General features: G+C 49.1%; 17 protein-coding genes. All 17 read left to right on the forward strand.

Going from position 1 to position 19179, the window contains the following annotated elements; translation table 11 throughout:
* Nucleotides 1–89: 89 nt before the first annotated feature.
* The 17 genes from GPICK_RS06340 (at nucleotide 90) to GPICK_RS06405 (ending at nucleotide 19150) form a co-directional block, all read left to right on the forward strand.
* Entirely contained in the window at nucleotides 90–572 is a 483-nt protein-coding gene (locus tag GPICK_RS06340) for an acyltransferase (RefSeq protein ID WP_158414159.1), read from the forward strand.
* On the forward strand, nucleotides 562–2049 hold the full coding sequence (locus tag GPICK_RS06345; protein WP_052263320.1) for an O-antigen translocase: 1488 nt from the start codon (nucleotides 562–564) through the stop codon (nucleotides 2047–2049). The genes GPICK_RS06340 and GPICK_RS06345 overlap by 11 nt, the downstream gene beginning before the upstream one ends.
* A 27-nt stretch (nucleotides 2050–2076) precedes the next feature.
* Complete coding sequence (locus GPICK_RS06350) at nucleotides 2077–3108, forward strand: glycosyltransferase family 2 protein (RefSeq protein ID WP_039741434.1); 1032 nt, start codon at nucleotides 2077–2079, stop codon at nucleotides 3106–3108.
* 183 nt (nucleotides 3109–3291) lie between these two features.
* Nucleotides 3292–4164, forward strand: coding sequence for a class I SAM-dependent methyltransferase (locus GPICK_RS06355; RefSeq protein ID WP_039741436.1), 873 nt, complete (start codon nucleotides 3292–3294; stop codon nucleotides 4162–4164).
* 1 nt (nucleotide 4165) lies between these two features.
* Nucleotides 4166–6034 carry an asparagine synthase (glutamine-hydrolyzing) gene (gene asnB / locus GPICK_RS16890; RefSeq protein WP_039741438.1) on the forward strand — a complete coding sequence of 623 codons (1869 nt, stop codon included), beginning with the start codon at nucleotides 4166–4168 and terminating at the stop codon, nucleotides 6032–6034.
* Nucleotides 6022–7080: a glycosyltransferase family 2 protein gene (locus GPICK_RS06365; RefSeq protein ID WP_084201358.1), complete on the forward strand. Its 1059-nt coding sequence runs from the start codon at nucleotides 6022–6024 to the stop codon at nucleotides 7078–7080. The genes asnB and GPICK_RS06365 overlap by 13 nt, the downstream gene beginning before the upstream one ends.
* Nucleotides 7077–8153: a CgeB family protein gene (locus GPICK_RS16895; RefSeq protein ID WP_084201359.1), complete on the forward strand. Its 1077-nt coding sequence runs from the start codon at nucleotides 7077–7079 to the stop codon at nucleotides 8151–8153. Before GPICK_RS06365 ends, GPICK_RS16895 begins: the two co-directional genes overlap by 4 nt.
* 16 nt (nucleotides 8154–8169) lie before the next feature.
* Nucleotides 8170–9054, forward strand: coding sequence for a methyltransferase domain-containing protein (locus tag GPICK_RS16900; RefSeq protein ID WP_144400052.1), 885 nt, complete (start codon nucleotides 8170–8172; stop codon nucleotides 9052–9054).
* Nucleotides 9045–10487, forward strand: coding sequence for a hypothetical protein (locus tag GPICK_RS17290; RefSeq protein WP_144400053.1), 1443 nt, complete (start codon nucleotides 9045–9047; stop codon nucleotides 10485–10487). The genes GPICK_RS16900 and GPICK_RS17290 overlap by 10 nt, the downstream gene beginning before the upstream one ends.
* Nucleotides 10480–11634 (forward strand): glycosyltransferase family 4 protein, encoded by a 1155-nt coding sequence (locus GPICK_RS16905; RefSeq protein WP_039741441.1) that lies wholly within the window; start codon nucleotides 10480–10482, stop codon nucleotides 11632–11634. The genes GPICK_RS17290 and GPICK_RS16905 overlap by 8 nt, the downstream gene beginning before the upstream one ends.
* 27 nt (nucleotides 11635–11661) lie before the next feature.
* A complete protein-coding gene (locus GPICK_RS06380; protein WP_039741443.1) occupies nucleotides 11662–12687 on the forward strand; it encodes a polysaccharide biosynthesis protein in 1026 nt (341 codons plus the stop codon).
* On the forward strand, nucleotides 12684–13808 hold the full coding sequence (locus GPICK_RS06385; protein ID WP_039741446.1) for a capsular polysaccharide biosynthesis protein CapF: 1125 nt from the start codon (nucleotides 12684–12686) through the stop codon (nucleotides 13806–13808). Before GPICK_RS06380 ends, GPICK_RS06385 begins: the two co-directional genes overlap by 4 nt.
* Entirely contained in the window at nucleotides 13805–14932 is a 1128-nt protein-coding gene (gene wecB, locus GPICK_RS06390; RefSeq protein WP_039741449.1) for a non-hydrolyzing UDP-N-acetylglucosamine 2-epimerase, read from the forward strand. The genes GPICK_RS06385 and wecB overlap by 4 nt, the downstream gene beginning before the upstream one ends.
* Nucleotides 14933–14944: 12 nt before the next feature.
* On the forward strand, nucleotides 14945–16204 hold the full coding sequence (locus GPICK_RS06395; RefSeq protein WP_039741450.1) for a glycosyltransferase family 4 protein: 1260 nt from the start codon (nucleotides 14945–14947) through the stop codon (nucleotides 16202–16204).
* Entirely contained in the window at nucleotides 16167–17285 is a 1119-nt protein-coding gene (locus GPICK_RS16910; protein ID WP_236685699.1) for a UDP-glucose 4-epimerase family protein, read from the forward strand. The genes GPICK_RS06395 and GPICK_RS16910 overlap by 38 nt, the downstream gene beginning before the upstream one ends.
* 82 nt (nucleotides 17286–17367) lie before the next feature.
* Nucleotides 17368–18564, forward strand: coding sequence for an ATP-binding protein (locus GPICK_RS06400; RefSeq protein WP_236685665.1), 1197 nt, complete (start codon nucleotides 17368–17370; stop codon nucleotides 18562–18564).
* A gap of 25 nt (nucleotides 18565–18589) precedes the next feature.
* Nucleotides 18590–19150 (forward strand): sugar transferase, encoded by a 561-nt coding sequence (locus GPICK_RS06405; protein WP_039741452.1) that lies wholly within the window; start codon nucleotides 18590–18592, stop codon nucleotides 19148–19150.
* Nucleotides 19151–19179 lie beyond the last annotated feature (29 nt).

Consider the following 19179-nt stretch of genomic DNA (forward strand, 5'->3'; position numbering starts at 1 on the left):
CCGTCGCCAGCATACGCCACAACTGGTACCGGTTCCGACTGCGCTTCCAGGCCACGGCACTTCGTGGCGGCCTAACGCTTGGGAGAGATGTGCAGCTGCAAGTACCGGTACGCTGCGACGGCTATGGCAAAGTAATCATAGGCGACGGCACCGCCATCGGTTCGCGCCGCGCACCAAAGGCTGGCAGCGGAGAGGTACTGATTCAGGCGCGCTCTGAGGAAGCCGTGATACGAATCGGACGTAACGTACTTTTTTCCAACAACATCTCACTCATCTCTGCGGTTGAAGTAACCATTGGTGACGACTGCCTGGTGGGCGACAATCTCTTGGTAATGGATACCGATTTTCACGGCATTCACCCGTCCGAGCGCAGAATTAGTTCCGGTATCGCCAAGCCTGTGGTGGTAGGGAAAAATGTTTGGTTCGGGAGCAGGGTGGTAGTGCAGAAAGGAGTGACCATCGGCGACAACTGCGTCATTGCCTCTCAGTCGGTGGTGACGCGCAACATCCCCCCCAACTCGATTGCCGGTGGCAACCCCGCCAAGATGCTCAAAACCATTGATGGCTGCTGAGACTGCGTTTAAAGGCGAAAAGAAGGGGTCTGTCGGTCAAATCCTGAAGGCCTCTGCCATCATGGGGAGCTCTGCGGTGGTGCAGATCGCCACCGGGATCCTGAAGAACAAGGTGGTAGCCCTGCTCCTCGGTCCCGCCGGGGTGGGGGGCTTCGCATTGCTACAATCTGTGCTGGCCACCGCCTCCACCGTGGCGGGGCTTGGGCTCAACTCAAGCGGCGTGCGACAGATCTCCGAGGCGGACGCGAAGGAAGGGCCTAGCGGAGTCGCCGCTTGTTATCTGGTGCTGCGACGCCTAGCCATGGCGGCCGCCATGACCGGCGCGCTCCTCATGATTCTTTTCAAAAACCCCATAGCGGAGTTCGCCGGTTACGGTGGCCCCTCCGGAGGCGCTACCATGGCCATCCTCAGCATTGGGGTCTGGGCCACCACCGTCTCGGGCGCCCAGACGGCATTATTGAACGGACTGCGCAGCATTGGGGACCTGGCCCGAGTGAACGGGATAGGGGCCATCCTCGGCATGGTGGTAACCGTCGCGGCGATCTGGCTCTGGAAGGGCTCCGGCATCGTGGTAGCCGTGGTGGGAAGTACCCTTGCTACCCTGCTCGTCTCCTGGCACCTGGCTCGAAAGGTGGAGCTCCCGGCCCAGGTGGTGAGCCGCGAGGAGTTTATCGCCCAATCGCAAACGCTGGTGCGTCTCGGCGCCGTCTTTATGGGATCCGCAATCCTCACCGTCGTCTCCCAGTTCGCCGTCCGCGCCATCGTCGCCAGGAAGCTCGGCCTGGAGGCGACCGGGCAGTTCCACGCCGCCTGGAACATCTCCATGCTCTACGTGAGCTTCGCGCTGAACGCCATGGGAACCGATTTCTATCCGAGGCTCACATCGGTGGCGGATGACCACGCGCAATCACGGACCATGGTGAACGAACAGGGGGAGGTAGCCATCCTTCTAACGGCGCCAGTGATTCTTGGCATGCTGACCTTGGCCCCCTTCGTGGTGTCGGCCCTTTACTCCGGGGCTTTCGACGCCACAGCGGAGATTCTGCACTGGCAGATCCTTGGAGATCTCTTCAAGATTGTCGCCTGGCCCATGGGATTCGTCATGCTTGCCCAAGGGAGCGGACGCCCATTCTTGATCGCCGAACTGTTCTGGAACGGCCTGTATCTGGCGCTGGTCGCGCTTGGCATCCCGTACTTCGGAGTCAACGCGACTGGCATCTCGTTCTTTATCGCGTACTTCTTGCTGTGCCTTTTGAATGGTTTCTTTGCCTACCGTCTCATCAGGTTTGTACCCAGCAGAGCCAACGTCTTCTACGTCTCGACCCTGTTCCTGCTGGCTTTGCTGATAACCTACCTGGTGAAGGATAAATCAATCACCGGTTATATTGCAGGTTCTCTGATAACCGTAGGTGTGGGCTCATTCTCTCTTGTTCGCATAACCAGTTCGTTGGGACGCAACCTCTTCAGGAGAAGGTGAGCCCTTTACAGCATACATGGAGCAACTGTGGGTAATGATTCAAAGCCGAAAATCTCTGTAGTAATTCCGACCTATGGGCGGGCGCAGATGGTGAAGCAGGCGGTGCTTGCGGCACTCGCCCAGGAACTCGAACCGTTTGAGGTAATCGTGAGCGACGATCGATCACCCGACGACACAGTGCAGGTGCTGCGCGAGGTCGCGGAGAGGCACCATCGGCTCAGGCTTATTGAGAACGCTGAGAATTCTGGCGGGGTCCCTAACTGGAACAAGGTCATCGATGCTGCGCAGGGTGACTACATTGCTTACTGCTCAGACGATGATTATTTTCTCCCCTTTCATTTGAAGACCTCGGTAGGTTTCCTAGAGGAGAATCCTGAAATCGATATGGTGCACTCTGGCTTCTTCCACCTGACAGACAAGTGCCACGAATTCACCACTATCTCTTGCGAGTTAATTTCGGAAAAAATTTTCATAATTAACGGCAGGAGTACTTTGCAACACATTATTAGACAGACGAGCTACCCCTTTCAACCTTCCACTTGGGTATTCAGGAGAAAGCTTTGGGTGGCAGTGGGGCACTTCGACACACGCTACTCTGTCTCGGACACCGACTGGTTTATAAAGGCAGGACTCTATCATAAGATTGCCTACCTTCCCCTCTGTACGGTTGTAAACCGGCGCCATCCTGACAATTGGAGCAACCGGGTGGGGAGCATCAACATGAACCTTGAATTCAATGAGATGATGTGCCGGGCCCTTGAGAGCTACAATGACGGTGGAACTGGTGATCTAGCTGCTTTGGAGAGACAATGGAAGGTAACAGAGTTGGTTAAGTTTACCAGGATTTATGTTGCCCGTTCTAGGGCTGGGCTCTTCGAAATTTCCCAACGATGTTCCGATGTGCTCTGGGACTTCATTTTCAACGGGTGGCGTGGTAATTTGTACCAGCTGTATTCTGCCTGCACAAGATTGTTGAGCAAGATGCTGCATAGGGTGCAACTCATGCTGCCGGGAGGCCACTTGAAATATCGAGGAGTCGGCAAAGATAGCCCGAGTTAACAACGCTGACAGTACAATGCAGTTGATAACATTACTTAAAGTTGTAAAAGCTTCATTGGATAGAAAATGTCATCATCGAAATACATTCGCAAACCTCAGTGTGCCACAAATCACGATTGGGTGGTAGATTCCACTGACCGCAGCCCCGCCGGGCACGTCTTCTCTTTAGAGGGAACTCGAAGGGTGAAGGATTTCCTCTGCTTTGCCCGCGAGAGGGTGATGTCCCCCCTTTTGAAGGCGAGGTACCCCGAGTTCGCCGGAATGGGCTTCAAGGTGCTGGCCAAGGAGTGGAGCATTTCTCTGCAGCGGCAGCGCTTATTTTGCGCGAGGATGCTCGACGGACTTGAGGACAAGACAGTCCTCGTCCTTGGCTGCGGTTTTGGTGACGACGCAGTCGCATGGCTTCCGCACAGACCTGCCCGGATCGTGGGTGTCGATATTGTTAGCTACCAGAAGTGCTGGAACGAGGCAATATTGCACTTCTCCACGCCGTCAACGTGCGTGGATTTCATGCAGCGAGACCTCGTGGGCGAGGACTGGAATTTCATCCCAGAGAATAGCGTGGACGTGATTTTCAGCTACGCGGTACTCGAGCATATCTCGGACCTTGCCACTATGTCCGAGCGCGCTATAAAGGCGCTCAAGCCCGGCGGCCTCTTCGTAGCAACGTACGGACCTCTATGGTACGGCCCCAATGGCGATCATACATTCCCACTGTCGGAGGAGGATTACTTCAACCACCTGTTGCTAGATGACGAGGACTACGACCGATACATCGCAAGGACCATGGATGAGTGGTCACATCAGGAACATGGTTGCGAGGGACCCTTCCTCTTGGAGCGCGGCTACTTCTCCTTTCTGAGGCCCGAGGAGTACCTGCGTGTCTTCTCTGCGGCGGGTTTCAGTATCATTAACTCGCTTTTGAATATATCCGGTGCCGCTGAGCGCTACTTCAGGAAATACCCCGAGCGCCTCGCATACCTACTCGAACGCTACAACCTGAAAACCTTGGATCTTTATTCGAACGGTAGCGTCGTAATCCTGAGGAAAGCGTAAGATGTGCGGAATTTATGGAGTAATATATACGTCTGATGTTGTTGATTCAAAAACGCTGAATTCAAGATGTAATCTGCTGACTCATCGCGGCCCCGACGACAGCGGCACATGGATCTCGCCTTCAAATCGTGTTGGTCTTGCTCATCGCCGTCTTTCCATCGTCGACTTGACCCCTGCCGGCCACCAGCCAATGGTGAGCGATGATGGCCACTTCGCTATTGTCTATAATGGCGAAGTATACAATTTCTGTGAATTGCGCACCGACCTCGAGAAGCTTGGTTACCTGTTTAAAGGAGGAAGTGACTCCGAGGTTGTTCTTGCTGCCTACCAAGCTTGGGGTGAATCGAGTGTAGAACGCTTTAACGGCATGTTTGCGCTGGCGATATATGATGAAGGTGGAGGCAAGCGTCCGCCGTCTATTTTTCTAGCACGTGATCGAGCCGGAAAGAAACCCCTCTATTATTTTCTTGAAAAAGAGCGGTTTCAATTCGCCTCTGAGTTGAAGGCAATCGATTCAAACAGTGGTGTCGACCCGGTTGCTTTAAACTATTATCTAGCGCTTGGCTACATACCAGGTGAACATTGCCTTGCCGCCGGAGTAAAGAAACTTCCGCCAGCCCATGCTGCCAGGCTTGATCTGAACAGTTTTACACTTAAAATCTGGCGTTATTGGCAGTTGCCGGATAACTGCTCAGATCCATATGCGGATGGCGAGGAACTTGCCGACCGCGTTGAAACGTTGCTTGCCGATGCAGTGCGCCTACGCATGATAAGCGATGTCCCACTTGGCGTTCTGTTGAGCGGTGGTCTTGATTCAAGCCTGATCGTTGCCGCTGCAGCGCGGCAATCAAATCGTCCAATCAAGACTTTCACCATTTCATTGCCAGGATCAAAGCTTGACGAATCCAGTTATGCACGGTGCGTAGCCAATTATTTTGGCACCGACCATCATGTTCTGGAAGCCAATAATCCATCTATGGCAATAGTGGATGAGTTGGCTCCTTTTGTAGATGAGCCGATTGCAGATTCTTCCTTTCTTCCAACCTTCATGGTGTCACGCCTTACACGTCAGTATGTGACGGTTGCGCTTGGTGGCGACGGGGGAGATGAACTCTTTGGCGGTTACAATGATTATCCGATATCTCTCGCTGATCAAGCGCGCTTGGGCTGGATTCCCACTAATCTGCTTAGTGCCGCAGCTCGAATTTCAGCATGTCTGCCTGCCGGAGTGCCTGGAAGAAATCGTTTATCTTCGCTTCGGGGAGGTCCCCTGCAGCAGATGATTTGGGGCTCACCCTATTTTGATACGGCCTTAAGACGCCGAATTTTATGCCCGGCGTTGTTAGCTGAGTTAGAGACAACATTAGAAGGCCCGGAAATTTTCTTATTCAATCTTTTCAATCATGGAAAAGATCCGGTGGATTCCATGACCAGAACCCATTTTGGCAGTATTCTCCCGGATGACTTCCTGGTTAAGGTGGATCGTGCCAGCATGGCACACAGCTTGGAGATGCGGACGCCGTTTTTGGATTACCGGCTGATTGAGTTTGCTTTTAGAGCCATACCGAGTAGCTGGAAAGTTTCAGGCGGTGAAACACGCCGTATTCAGCGGATTCTTGCCCGCCGAATGCTTCCGCCTAATCTGGATACAAACCGCAAGCAGGGGTTTTCAGTCCCATTGGACGACTGGTTGCGGGCTGATCGTTGCAACAAGGTCAGAGAATATATTCCCTATTTGCCGAAGTGCATCGAGCGTAACGAGGTCGAGAAGTTGATTGTCGGTGAGATGAAGGGAAGGGCAAACGGGGCCAGGTTGTTCGCTCTGATCATGCTGGGGATTGCCATGAAAAACAATGGATGGGCATCATAATGAGTATAACTTTGTCAGTCTGCATCCCTGCTTATAATCGAGTAGAGGTGCTCCCGGAGCTTTTAGACTCAATCTTGTCACAGGATTTTGATTCCTACGAAATAGTCATCTGCGAGGACCTGTCGCCACAACGGCTTGAAATAAGGGCGGTGGTGCAACGCTACATGGTTTCTAAACCTGGAACTATTCGCTATTTTGAGAATGAACAGAATCTTGGTTTCGATGCAAACCTGCGGAAGCTTGTTGAAAAGGCTACCGGTACATATTGTTTTTTTATGGGCAACGATGACCTCATGTGTCCCGGTGCCTTAAAAACGGTGGCATCGGCGCTTGAGAGGCATGATAATGTTGGTGTTATTCTGCGGAGCTATGCGTCATTTGATGGCACACCCGACAACATTAATCAAACTTTCCGTTATTTTGACCGGGAGTTATTTTTTCCTGCCGGTGCTTTAACAATATCGACATTCTACCGCCGCTCGGTAGTAATTCCGGGGGTGGTGTTCAGTCGCACTGAAGCTCTAAAGTTTGCTACAGACTGTTTTGACGGCACGCTTCTTTATCAGCTCTACTTGGTGGCCAATATTCTTGTCGATATGAATGGGGTTTTTCTCCCGGAGATACTTGCTTTCTACCGTAATGGTGGAATACCTGATTTCGGTAATAGTGAAAAAGAACAGGGTAAATTTGTACCAGAGGATCAGACACCGGAATCTTCGCTACATTTCATGCGCGGTATGCTTGATATTGCTGCCTGGGTCGAGAAAAGTAGAAACATACCGATTTACAACCCCATCTTGAAAGATATTGCCAACTACTCATATCCAGTTCTTGCTATTCAGTATAAGAGATCTTTGCCGGTGTTTGTAAAATACGCTTATCAGTTAGCGAGATTGGGTTTTTGGAAGAGCAGCATGTTCTTTGCTTACTTTTTAGCCATACTACTACTCGGTACAAACAGAGTTGAAGCATTAATCCGCCTTATCAAGCAAAGGCTTGGACACACTCCGACAATTGGTACGGTTTACAAAGGTGAGACGCCTTGAAAATTCTGGTTGTCGGAGATTGGCATTCGGAACTTCACGAAGAAGCTGTCAGCAACGCGTTCGAATCACTTGGCCACGAGACAATCCGCTTTCCTTGGCATCATTATTTTAGGCAAAAGCAAGACGATCTGTTATCGGGATTAAAAGCGTTCACCGGAAGGATACAAAACAAGCTTATTGCAGGACCGAGTGTTTTCTGTCTCAATTCTGACTTCTTGTCTGTGGCGCTATCACAAAAGCCGGATGCGATATTTATTTATCGCGGCACTCATCTCTTGGCCGAAACTTTGCGCTCAGTGAAGAGTAAATTACCTGGAGTAGTACTAATTGGGTACAATAACGACGACCCTTTTGCCGATGGTTATTCAAAGCTGCTCTGGCGGCATTTTTTGGCAGCAGTGCCGGTATATGATCTTATGCTGGCTTATAGGCATCATAATCTGGAGGATTTCAGACAAGCAGGTGCAAAGCGGGTGGAGCTGTTTAGGTCTTGGTTTATTCCTCAACGCAACAAACCAGTAGGCCTAACGCCGGAAGATTTGGAACGATTTGAATGTGATGTGGTTTTTGCCGGTCATTATGAACCTGACGGACGGGAAGAATTGCTGGAGCGTATTGTTGGTGAAGGGTTCAACTTAAGATTATTCGGCCCTGAATGGGAAAACGCTATATCGCAGTCACCTATATTGCGTACTTTGGCTCCGGTCGTGCCAGTACGAGGCGATGATTATAATAAAGCACTTTGTGGTGCCAAAATAGCTTTGTGTATTCTTTCCAAGCTTAACCGTGATACGTATACCCGTCGCTGCTTCGAAATACCGGCGGCAGGGACATTTATGCTGGCAGAATATTCCGATGATTTAGCGAGTATGTATCGTGAAGGTGTGGAAACAGAATTTTTTCGCTCCAAAGATGAACTTATCAATAAATTGCACCATTACTTGGCGGATGATGAAGCAAGACTTGCGATAGCTGCTGCTGGGAAACATCGTGTTAATGAAGACGGCCACGACGTTGTGTCACGAGTAAAGCAGGTGCTTAGTTGGGTTGCTGAAGTGAAACAAACTTCATAAGGACAAGGTACTTCATGTGAGAAATGAATCGCTTGCCATGCAATTTTTTCTGAAATTGGGGTTTGAAAAAGTTGCCTGGTCGCTACGCCGGCTTCACTGTCCGGTGGATAAGAATGCGCTTGTACTTGAAGTTGGCTCTGGCGGCAACCCCTTTTCACGCTCAAACGTTCTGCTGGATGCTTATGAGGAGACAAGAGAGCGGCATTGGGCACCATTGACATCCGATCGCCCAACAGTACTGGGCTTTGCAGAAAGACTACCGTTTCAAGATAAGTCGTTCGACTTTGTTATTGCTTGTCATGTCCTTGAACATTCATCTGATCCGGCTAAATTCCTGTCTGAACTTAAACGAGTAGCAAAAGCCGGTTATATTGAGGTTCCTGATGCATTCATGGAGCGGATAAATCCTTATCGCGATCACCGGCTAGAAATAACGGTACGTAACGGCGAGCTTGTTATCAGAAAAAAATCAGGTTGGATGGCTGAACCTGAAACGGTTGAGCTTTATGAGGATCGAGTTAAACCTTTGCTTACCGGCAAACTTATTCCAAAGCATCCATTTGCGTTTCATGTCCGTTTTTATTGGGAGGGGACTATTCCCTTCAAGGTAGTCAATCCAGAAACTGATGCAACTTGGCAAGCGCCTGTTGTTGGCTCTCAGTGTAAGATTCCAACTAATGGCAGGCTTCGCTCTTTACTGCAAAATGTTTTGAAAAGAGTGACTTCTCAAAAAGCTCGAAATCAAACGATTAATATCAACGAATTGCTGCAATGCACCAATTGTGCTGGGAGATTGGAAGCTCACATGGATAAACTTATCTGTAAAACATGTGATTTTTCGTTTCCTGTTCGAAATAGAATTCCAGTCATGTACCCGTTACAGGACATCCAATGCCAATGATACAACGACAAAACATCCCCGATGAAATATCACGTCCAGTTTTGCCCAACTGGAGTCAAATCGCTTTTCTCGGTTCAATAGCAATCATCTGTATTGCAAGCATTTTTCTCAACACTTCCATCGATCCTAAAAGTAGTTCCATAATTGGCATAATGTGCTGTCTTGCCTCTTTGTCTTCATTGAAACTATATGAGTGGCCCCTCGTATTTGCTTTACGAATGACTATGCTGGCAATTCCTGGGGTGTTGACAGGGTTAGTTATAATTTTGTATGGCACAGACAATATCGTAATGGTTCATGCTGCAAGGCATATTTATCAGACGTATGAGGTGACTTCACGTGTCTTGCTCTTGACATCGCTTGCTTTGTGTTCGTCATCCATTGCTTGGTTTCTTGCGATAAATAAACCATTACGTTTGGCACTGCGGCTGCCTGACGAAAATTCTCCATTTCGTATGTGGATATATGCTGTCTTAGCTGTCGTAGCAGGTACGCTATTAGCAAAAGCACTTGGTCCGTATGTATGGAATGCAGTGTATGCCAGTTCCGGCGGAGACCTGTTCTTGAATATAGGAGCAATGCCAACTATTGCTGTCATCGGTATTATAGGCATGTATAGTTTGATGTTGTCAAATGACAACATTTATAAAAACAACGTACGTTTTTTTATTCTGGTTTCTGTCTACACGCTCATCAGCTGTATGTTCTTGCGGGGAATGCGACTCGAAGTTTTCGCCGCAGGGATCGCGATATATATTGGCTTTTCCATGAATAAAGGGCTAAAAATAAAGCCACTTAAACTCGCTGTCATAGCGCTCACGTTGTATTTCTTTGCACAAACTTGGGGGGTTTTGCGATCAATTTCCGGGACAGGTCTGACGATAGAGGATGCTCTTTCCAATGCATTTCGTTTTGCCAAGGATGATGGAGCTGCTATCTATTTTCAGCTTGGAACCTTTGCTGATATTGCGTCAACTTTCTATAATACCGTGGGATTGTACGATGACGGATTAGTTAAACCACTATTAGGTAGTTCATACCTGGAATATATTCCCAGAACATTGCCTGAATTTCTCTATCCGGATCGCCCCAAAGACCTTTCCGGGCTTTTTGAAAACGTAGGATTGACATCTGGAGGTGGTTTTTTTGAGCTGGCGGAAGCGTATATGAATTTTGGCAGTTTAGGGTGCATAATAGTACCTTTCGCCATAACCTATCTAATTGCGCAGTGTTATTTAAATGCGCTTAGACATCGATGTGTTACGACTATATTGCTTTATATGTTTGTCGTATCAATGTTTTTACGCGGGATCTGGTATCAGACGTTCGTATTTTATAAAGCTACAATAACCTTGATGGTTATCGAACTGTTCATTGCTATGTTTATTCCATTTCTCTCTACCTTATTACGCAAGCGCATACGTCATGTGTGATCTTCTTACTATTGGTATTGATGCTTCAAATATACGTGCAGGGGGAGGACTTACCCACCTGAAATGTTTGCTGGACTCAACTAATGTTAAATTTGCCGCAGGATTACGAATGATAATATGGGGAGGGTCAAATACTCTTGATAAGCTTCCCAGTAATCAACTGGTAGAAAAAATATATGTACCCATTCTGAATAAGTCTCTTTGTTTTCGAGTAGCTTGGCAAGCCTGGTTCTTGCCATCCTGTCTCAAAGAAAAAAAATGTGATATACTTTTTTCACCTGGTGGTACCCTTCCCCCAAATCCTGGTGTTCCAACAGTTGTGATGTCTCAAAATCTCCTTCCTTTCGAGCCATATGAGGCACGTAGATTTGGATTTAGTTTCATGAGTTTGAAAATGAAACTCCTTCATGTCAGTCAGAAGCGTTCTTTTGAACAGTCAGATGGTATCATCTTTCTTACTCGATATGCACAAGATTCTATCTGTGCTGTTCTTTCAAATAAACCAAAGAATATGACCATTATTCCTCACGGGATCGAAGATCGTTTTTATGCAAGTCCACGATCAGCCAGTAAATCATTCTCATTATCATGCCCATTTCGTGTAATCTATGTATCAATCGTTGATGTATATAAACATCAATGGCATGTTGCTGAAGCGGCGGCATCCCTTCGCCTTAAAGGGATACCTCTGCAGGTGGAGTTCATCGGGCCCTGCTACCCTCAGGCCGGAAAACGCCTCGCAGACACCATTGCCCGGCTCGATCCCTGTGGCGAGTTCCTGATCTATCATGGGCCGCTGCCTTTCGAGCAGCTCGAAGAGGCATACCAGAAAGCCGATGCCTTCGTCTTTGCATCCAGTTGCGAGAACCTCCCGAACATCCTACTGGAGGCCATGGCCTCGGGGCTCCCCATAGCCTGCTCAGGCCGTGGACCGATGCCTGAGGTCCTCGGTGACGCAGGCATCTATTTCGACCCGGAAAAACCTGATGAAATTGCGACGGCTCTCATGTGCCTTTACCGTGACAGTGAACTGAGGTTGCATCTGGCGACCGAGGCACATGTCCGGGCTCGAGCGTACTCTTGGGGACGCTGTGCCTTGGAGACATTTTCATTTATAGAACAGGTTGCCAGCGACGCCAAAGTTTAGGAGAGACTTTCCGTAAGGGAGAAGTACATGTTTTCTAGAAAAATCTTACTTATTACTGGCGGCACCGGTTCTTTTGGCAACGCCGTCCTCAGGCGTTTTTTGAATACAAGCATCAAAGAAATTCGGGTTTACAGCCGTGACGAAAAAAAACAGGAAGATATGCGGATTGATCTGAAAAATGAAAAAGTGAAGTTTTATATCGGCGATGTGCGCAGCTACGACAGCCTCTACTCAGCCATGCATGGAGTAGACTATGTCTTCCACGCGGCGGCGCTCAAACAGGTTCCCTCGTGTGAGTTTTATCCCATGGAGGCGGTACGCACTAACGTGCTTGGCACTGAAAACGTTCTGAATGCAGCATTGGCCAATAAAGTTAATAAGGTAATCTGCCTCAGCACTGACAAGGCGGTCTATCCTATCAATGCTATGGGTATATCAAAAGCTATGATGGAGAAGTTGATGGTCGCCAAAGCGCGTACAACTGACATCAAACAGACGATTCTTTGTGGTACTCGCTACGGTAACGTCATGGCCTCACGGGGGTCGGTAATCCCCCTGTTTATCAAACAGATCAGAGAGGGAAAGCCCCTCACGGTAACCGACCCCAACATGACCCGTTACCTCATGTCGCTCGAAGATGCTGTCGATCTGGTTATATATGCCTTCAATAACGCCCACCAGGGCGATATTTTTGTTCAAAAAGCGCCAGCCTCGACAATCATGGATCTGGCGATTGCCGTAAAGGAGCTGTTCACGGCCGATAATCCCATCAGGGTCATTGGCACCCGTCACGGAGAGAAATTTTATGAAACCCTCTTGACGCGGGAAGAGCGGGTGAAGGCAGAAGATTTGGGGGGATACTATCGAATCGTGCCTGATGATCGGGATTTGAATTACGGCAAGTATTTTACGGAAGGTGAAGAGAAGATTGCAATGGTTGAGGATTACAACTCCCACAATACCCGTCGTCTTGCCATTCCAGAGATCAAGGATCTGTTGCTGAAACTGGATTATATCCAACAAGAACTTTCTGCATCGGGGATCAACCCGTGAAAACAGTTCTGATTACAGGGGCAGAAGGATTTATCGGTAAGAACCTGCGAGTCTCCCTGCAGCAACGTAACGATACTCGTTTACTCAGTTATGACATCCAGGATGACACATCAACACTTACTTATTTACTTGATCAGGCCGATATTGTTTTTCACCTTGCCGGAGTTAATCGCCCGCAGAACCCTGAAGAGTTCAAGACCGGCAATACCGGCCTCACAGAAAAGATATGTCGCCACTTGACGAGTACCGGTAGAAAAGTACCCATTGCCATTACCTCATCAATCCAGGCAGCCCTCGAAAACCCCTATGGAGAAAGCAAGCGCGGCGCGGAAGAGGCGGTTTTCGCCTATGGTCGGGAGACCGGCGCACTAGTGCATGTGTTCCGCCTTCCCAATGTATTCGGGAAGTGGTGCCGTCCCAACTACAACTCCGGTGTTGCTACCTTCTGTCACAATATTGCCCATGACCTCCCCATTCAGGTCAATGATCCGAACGTAATAATGAATCTGGTCTATATTGACGATGTCTTGAGGGTTCTTATTGCCTTGCTTGACGGCGTAGCTGAAGTGCAGGATGATTTCTGCATGGTAAAACCTGTCCATACCATAAAGCTCGGAGAAATCGCGGAACTGATCCAGTCATTCAAAGAGAGCCGCGGGCTGCGCAACATCCCCGATATGGCCGATCCGTTTACCAAGAAGTTGTATGCCACCTATCTGAGCTACCTGCCGACTGACGGTTTCAGCTATCCACTGAAGATGAATATAGACGTTAGAGGCTCGTTCACCGAGTTCATCAAGACCCCTGACCGTGGACAGGTTTCGGTGAATATTTCGAAGCCTGGTATTACCAAGGGAAATCATTGGCACCACACCAAGAACGAGAAGTTTCTTGTAGTCAGTGGTGAAGGAGTTATTCGTTTCCGAAAGGTAGGTACTGACGAAGTTTTTGAGTATCAGGTCTGCGGAGAGAGGCTTGAGGTCGTTGACATTCCCACGGGATATACCCATAACATCAGCAATACCGGGGTAACTGACCTGGTGACGGTCATGTGGTGCAACGAGTTGTTTGATCCGGAAAATCCGGATACTTATTTTGAGAATGTGGAGCTTGGAGCGTGAAAAAAATTAAAGTCATGACGGTCGTTGGTACCCGCCCAGAGATCATCCGCCTTTCCCGCGTTATGGCAAAACTCGACCAGCATGTTGATCATATCCTGGTACATACCGGCCAGAATTATGACTATGAACTTAACGAGATTTTTTTTTATGACCTTGAGGTACGAAAACCGGATTATTTTCTTGATGCCGCCGGAGCTAATGCTGCCGAGACTATTGGCAACCTGATTACAAAAGTCGATAACGTGTTGGAGAAAGAAAATCCGGAAGCGTTGCTGGTACTGGGTGATACCAACAGCTGTCTGGCAGCCATTCCGGCCAAGCGCCGCAAGATACCCATCTTCCACATGGAAGCCGGCAACCGCTGTTTCGACCAACGCGTTCCGGAAGAAACCAACCGCAAAATAGTTGACCATATCAGCGACATCAATCTTACCTACAGCTCAATTGCCCGCGAATACCTGCTGCGGGAAGGATTGCCGCCTGATCGGGTCATAAAGACCGGCAGCCCCATGTACGAGGTGCTGCACGCCTACATGAGCAAGATTGATACTTCAGATGTGTTAAGTCGATTGGGACTGAAGGAGCAGGACTATTTCGTGGTCAGTGCCCATAGAGAAGAAAACGTGGATTCAGAGGTAAACCTGATTAAACTGGCCGGTATCCTGAACGGGACCGCCGAACATTACGGCAAGCGGATCATTGTTTCCACCCATCCCAGGACCCGCAAACGGATCGAAGACAGGGGCTTGATGTTCAACGAGAAGGTCGAACTGCTGAAACCTCTTGGATTTGTTGATTATGTGCATCTGCAGAAACACGCCTACGCGGTCCTGTCCGATAGCGGCACCATTACGGAAGAGTCATCAATTCTCAATTTCCCAGCGCTGAATATCCGCGAAGCCCATGAGCGTCCGGAAGGGATGGAAGAGGCATCGGTAATGATGACTGGCTTGGAGTTGGACCGGGTGCTGCAAGGACTGGCAGTGCTGGAGAGTCAGCAACGGGGGGAAAAGCGTATCCTGAGGCCGGTATACGACTACTCCATGCCAAATGTCTCCGACAAGGTTCTGCGGATCATCATCAGCTATGTCGACTATGTGAATCGGGTGGTATGGAAGAAATAAGGCGGATGTGACGTGCGTATCCTTGTTGTTACACAATACTTCTGGCCGGAGAATTTCCGTATCAACGATTTGGTGTCTGGCCTTCTTGAGCGCGGGAATAGTGTCACAGTTCTGACCGGTATACCCAATTATCCTGAAGGTAGTTTTTTCCACGGGTACGGTTTTTTTCGTAAGACATCACAAGAGTATCATGGGGCCAAGGTAGTGCGTGTGCCACTCATTCCTCGTGGCAATGGGAGTGGGGTTAAGCTGGCCCTTAATTACCTGTCCTTTGTGTTGAGTGTTTGTTTCTTGGCACCGTTTCGTTGTAGAGAACAGTATGATCTTATCTTTATTTTTGAGCCGTCGCCAGTGACGGTTGCCCTGCCAGCGCTTTTCCTTAAATTTTTGCACAAAATTCCGATCATGTTTTGGGTGCAGGATCTTTGGCCAGAGAGCCTTTCAGCCACCGGAGCCGTGACTTCCAGGAGGATTCTCGATGTTGTAGCAGGGGTGGTACGTTTTATCTATCGCAACTGCGACAAAATCCTCATTACGTCACGATCGTTTAGACAATCTATTGAACGCCATGATGGTGCGCCAGAGAACATCATCTATTTTCCGCAGAGTGCAGAAGATATTTTCCACCCAATTGTTGAAACGCAGACTTTGGCGGCCTGCAATTCAATCCCTCCAGGTTTTTGGATCATGTTTGCAGGAAATATCGGTACTGCGCAAGATTTCCAGACTTTAATAGCCACTGCTGAAAAGCTTAAAGAGCATAGAGATATCCATTGGGTTATAGTCGGTGACGGACGTATGCGGGAATGGGCTGAATCAGAAGTCAAGACACGCGGATTAAACGATAACTTTCATTTTCTCGGCAGGCATCCCCTAGAAACGATGCCCGCATTTTACTCACACGCTGATGCACTACTTGTAACGCTGAAGAAAGAGCCGATTTTTGCCTTGACTATCCCTGCAAAAATACAGTCGTACCTAGCCTGTGGTAGACCTGTTATTGCAGCACTTGACGGGGAGGGGGCAAGGATTGTTGAAGAGGCTGGCGCTGGTATTACGTGTCCGGCTGAATCCGCTGACGCTTTATGCAATGCAATTCTCAAAATGTATAAGACCCCCAAAATTGAACGCGAAAAGATGGGAATGAGTGGCAGAAGATATTATGAAGCAAATTTTGACCGCGACATGTTGTTGGATAAGCTTTATCAATGGATGAAAGAATTGGTTGCTGATTGTGATAGATCAAGGCCACATTATGCAAACAACAAATAAAAATGTATTTGTTACAGGAGCAAGCGGTTTTGTGGGTCGTTTTCTCTGTTCGCGACTTCTTTCGGCAGGCTTTAGTGTTCGTGGCACCCTCTTGTCATCTGAAACTCCCGCGTCTCTCGTGAGCGGTGTGGAACCGATGGTGATTCAGCCTTTGGGACCTGATACCCCGTGGCAGCACGCATTGACTGGCATCGACACGATCATCCATTTGGCTGCCCGTGTTCATATTATGGATGATCCCTCGGCTGACCCTTTGACGGAATTTCGCAAGGTAAATACTGAGGGTACTAGGCAGCTTGCCAAAGAGGCTGCAAAAGCTGGTGTTAAGCGGTTGGTTTTTATAAGCTCTATCAAGGTAAATGGGGAGGAGACAGCTACCCCATTTACTGAAAACTCTCCAGCCCAGCCGACGGATCCCTATGGGATAAGTAAATGGGAGGCAGAACAGTCTCTGCGACAGATTGAAAAAGAAACTGGTCTGGAGGTTGTTGTGGTTAGGCCAACACTGGTATACGGTCCCGGCGTCAAGGCCAATTTTCTCAATGTGCTGAAAGCCATCAAAGGCAATTCTGGATTCTGGATTTTGGATTTTGGATCAAAATATTTGCCATTTCCCCTTGCTTCCATCGCCAATCAACGCAGCCTGATCTACGTCGGCAATCTTGTCGATGCTCTGGCAACCTGTGCTACACATCCAGTTGCTGCGGGGCAGACATACCTGGTAAGCGATGGAGAGGATGTCTCAACACCTGAACTTATCCGTCGAGTAGCGAATGCCCTTGATGTGCCGGCGAGGTTAGTGCCGCTTCCTGTGTCTTGGATGAAAGCAGGTGGTGAAATTGTGGATTGTGGATTGTGGATTTTGAATTCTAAATTTTTTAATTCAAACGCTGGTAAACCAATTCAAAATTCAACATCCAGAAACCATAGCCGACATCGCTTCACTGCCGCGGTCAATCGCCTGACCGGTTCGCTGACTGTTGACAGTTTCAAGATTAGAAAGGAGTTAGGGTGGACGCCGCCGTTTACAATGGAAGAGGGATTGCGGGAGACGGCGAAATGGTTTGAAAAGCAATGTTGAATTCTGGATTTTGGATTCTGGATGACTGGCAAAAGAGCAGATTTGGCATGTTTTATCCTTGCAAATCATGGTGTGATATTCCATGATTACAAACATGATATCCCGCGCACTTTATCCATTCCTGTCAGAGGCGCTTGACTCTTCACCTGCCGTTGCGTTGCTGGGGCCACGCCAGGTCGGCAAGACCACCCTGGCCCTTGAGATAGGCAAGGTGCGCGGCGCACTGTATCTGGACCTTGAATCCGAGCAGGATCTTGCCAAGCTTGACCAGCCTGAATTGTATCTTGAGGATCATCAGGACAGGCTGATGATCTTTGATGAAGTGCATCGCCTGCCTGGATTATTCCCTGTATTGCGTGGATTTATTGACAAGGGGCGCCGTGCCGGACTGCGCACGGGGCGCTTTCTTCTGCTTGGTTCTGCTTCGCTTGATTTGCTGAAACAGTCCGGCGAAACATTGGCCGGCCGGATTTCCTACCTTGAGTTATCCCCTTTTAATATCCTTGAAACAGGCGAGAGAACATCAGAAGATCTCTGGGTTGCAGGCGGGTTCCCGGAAAGCCTGCTGGCGAAAAACCCGCGCCAGAGCCTGCGCTGGAGACAGGATTTCATACGCACCTATCTTGAACGCGATATTCCGCAGTTCGGACCGCGGATAGCTGCAGAAGCGTTGCGCCGTTTCTGGGTCATGCTGGCCCATAATCAGGGGGGGATACTGAATGCGGCTCAATTTTCACGCAACCTGGGTGTGGATGTAAAAACCGTCACCAATTACCTTGATCTGCTTGTTGATCTGATGCTGGTCCGCCGTCTCCCTCCCTGGCACGGCAATGTCGGAAAGAGGCTGGTCAAGTCACCAAAGGTGTATGTGCGTGACAGCGGCCTTGTGCATGCATTGCTCGGCATACAGGACAAAGAGGGTTTGCTGGCGCACCCGGTTGTCGGGCAGAGCTGGGAGTGTTTTGTGGTGGAAAATCTCCTTGGGGCAGGGATTGGGGCTCCGCAGGAATTTTTCTACCGGACCGGCGGAGGTGCTGAAATAGATCTGCTGCTGACATGGCCTGACGACGAGATATGGGCTGTGGAGATCAAGAGAAGTCTCAACCCCAAGCCTGAGCGGGGATTTTACTCGGCCTGTTCCGATCTGGCCCCGGCGAAAAAATATGTCGTGTACCCTGGTGCCGAACGCTATCGGATTGCACCTGACATAGAGGCGATTCCACTCCCGCAGCTGGCTGCCGAAATTCATGCAAGGGCAATTTTGAATGTTGAATTTTGAATTTGTCTCACTGGCAGGATCCCACATGAAAAGAGTATTTGATGTTGTTCTCTCATTTCTGCTGATGCTGGTTTTTTCCCTTCCGATGCTCGTGACGGCTCTTCTGGTGAAATTGACCTCAAGAGGACCGATACTCTACTGGTCAGACCGGGTTGGCAGGAACAACACCATCTTCAAGATGCCCAAATTCCGTACCATGCGCACCGATACCCCGGCAGTGGCAACCCATCTCCTCAGCGACCCGGACCGCTATCTGACCCCTATCGGTAAATTCCTCCGCAAAACCAGTCTCGACGAATTGCCCCAGCTCTACAGCATCCTCAAGGGTGACATGAGTTTTGTTGGGCCGCGGCCGGCATTGTTCAATCAGGACGATCTTGTTGCCCTGCGAACCGGAAAAGGGATCCATCGGCTTACCCCTGGCCTTACCGGCTGGGCCCAGATCAATGGCCGCGATGAATTGCCCATACCGGTGAAGGTGGAGCTTGACGATTATTATCTGAAAAATTGTTCTTTTTCTCTTGATATGAAAATTATTTTAAGCACCTTCTTTAAGGTACTCAAAAGCGAAGGTGTTAAGCATTAAGCATCTGATTTCCGTTTTTTTGTGTTATT

The organism is Geobacter pickeringii (assembly GCF_000817955.1).
In the GTDB taxonomy this organism is placed as follows: Bacteria; Desulfobacterota; Desulfuromonadia; order Geobacterales; family Geobacteraceae; genus Geobacter; species Geobacter pickeringii.

Bases quoted from the DNA above. Each gene is read 5' to 3' on its own strand.
- GPICK_RS06345 (WP_052263320.1), top strand. From the start codon at position 562: ATGGCTGCTGAGACTGCGTTTAAAGGCGAAAAGAAGGGGTCTGTCGGT.
- asnB (WP_039741438.1), top strand. From the start codon at position 4,166: ATGTGCGGAATTTATGGAGTAATATATACGTCTGATGTTGTTGATTCA.
- GPICK_RS06365 (WP_084201358.1), top strand. From the start codon at position 6,022: ATGGGCATCATAATGAGTATAACTTTGTCAGTCTGCATCCCTGCTTAT.
- GPICK_RS17290 (WP_144400053.1), top strand. From the start codon at position 9,045: ATGCCAATGATACAACGACAAAACATCCCCGATGAAATATCACGTCCA.
- GPICK_RS16905 (WP_039741441.1), top strand. From the start codon at position 10,480: ATGTGTGATCTTCTTACTATTGGTATTGATGCTTCAAATATACGTGCA.
- GPICK_RS06380 (WP_039741443.1), top strand. From the start codon at position 11,662: ATGTTTTCTAGAAAAATCTTACTTATTACTGGCGGCACCGGTTCTTTT.
- GPICK_RS06400 (WP_236685665.1), top strand. From the start codon at position 17,368: ATGATTACAAACATGATATCCCGCGCACTTTATCCATTCCTGTCAGAG.
- GPICK_RS06405 (WP_039741452.1), top strand. From the start codon at position 18,590: ATGAAAAGAGTATTTGATGTTGTTCTCTCATTTCTGCTGATGCTGGTT.